Source organism: Collinsella sp. SGI.095 (assembly GCF_050314535.1).
Taxonomy (GTDB): Bacteria; Actinomycetota; Coriobacteriia; order Coriobacteriales; family Coriobacteriaceae; genus Collinsella.
Genome location: NZ_JBNPNG010000048.1, coordinates 1 through 1455, shown reverse-complemented (window position 1 = coordinate 1455; position 1455 = coordinate 1). Strand labels below are relative to the sequence as shown.

General features: G+C 68.2%; 2 protein-coding genes. Both read right to left on the bottom strand.

Annotation, left to right across the window (positions count from 1 at the left end; all coding sequences use genetic code 11):
- Positions 1–39: 39 nt before the first annotated feature.
- A complete protein-coding gene (locus ACQRCA_RS08375; RefSeq protein ID WP_427719881.1) occupies positions 40–891 on the bottom strand; it encodes an IS3 family transposase in 852 nt (283 codons plus the stop codon).
- 20 nt (positions 892–911) lie between these two features.
- The coding region (locus tag ACQRCA_RS08370; RefSeq protein WP_369832286.1) for a transposase at positions 912–1455 on the bottom strand (544 nt) is incomplete at its 5' end.

Below are 1455 nucleotides of genomic sequence, written 5' to 3'. Positions count from 1 at the left end.
GTGAACTGCGCCCCGAAACTTGGACTGAATAAATAGCGACTACGCCGCAAGGGCCCGGTTCCGGAACTCCTCCGGCGTCAGGCCCTTCAATCTTACCTGCCTGCGCCGCGTGTTCCAATGGGCTATGTACTCCTCCAGGTCGCGCTTGAAGTCCTCGAAGCTGCCCCACTCCCTGCCGCGGTAGAACTCGTCCTTCACGTGGCCGAAGAGCTGCTCGGTGGCGGCGTTGTCGATGCAGTTCCCCTTGCGCGACATGCTCTGGGTGATGCCCGCCCCCTCCAGCCTGGAGGTGTAGGACTCGTGCTGGTACTGCCAGCCCATGTCCGAGTGCATGGTCGGTGCCGCCCCGTCGGGCAGGGCCTCGAGGAGCCGGTCGAGCATCCTGTGCTGCTGGGCGAGGTCCGGAGAGGTCGATATGTCGCTCGCCACGATCTCCTTCGTGCAGAAGTCGAGCACCGGGGCCCAGTAGGCCTTGGCGCCGGCGACCTTGAACTCGGTGACGTCGGTGCCGAGCTTCTGCCACGGCCCCTCGGCGCCGAAATCCCTCGCGATGACGTTCTCGAACGTGCTCCCCACGAGCCCCCTGTAGGAGCTGTACCGGCGGCGGGAGCCCCGGCGGCGTATCGCGCACCGGATGCCCATCTCGCGCATCATCTTGAGCACGGTCTTGTCGGCCACGACCGCGCCCAGCTCGGCGCGCAGGCACATGGCTACCTGCCGGTGCCCGCAGCCGTTGGCGGTGCGCGAGAATATCTCGGCCGCGGCGTCGCGCAGCTCGGGCCTGGTCGGCCTCCGCGGGTGCGCCAGCGCGTAGTAGTAGGTCGACCTCCTGAGCCCCGAGCACTCCAGCAGGTGGCGCAGGGAGTGCCCCTCCGCCCTCAGCGCCCTCACCGCCTCGGCCGCCGCCCTGGTCAGAGCCCGTCCCGCTCGACCAGGGCGCGCAATTTTTTTAGGTAGGCGACCTCGGCCTCGAGCCTGCGGCAGCGCTCCTCGAGCTCCTGCTCGCGGGTGCGGGCCCGGGGTTTCGACCTCGACCCCCTCGGCCTGCCCTTCGGTCCGGGCCGCAGCGCCTCGGCGCCGCCCTCGCGGTAGAGCCTGCACCAGCGCTCCAGCGGGGACTTCGACCTGATCCCGAACTCGGCCATGGCGTCGGTCTTCGCCATCCCGCCGTCGACCACGGCCGACGCCGCGGCGACCCTCTGCTCGAATGTGTACCTGGATTGTTTCCCGCCCATGGACAGCAGCGCCTCGCTTCCGAACGCCCGGTATACCCACTGCCATTCTCTCACGGTCTCGCGGGGGACGGACAGGGCCTCGGCCGCCGGCTTGCAGCCGACGCCGGCGTCGAAGAGCTCGACGGCCCGCCTCCTGGACTCCAGGTCGTGCTTCACCCTGAGGTCTATACTCATGGAAAACCTCCCATTTCCCGATGTCCAAGAAATGGGAGGCAGTTCA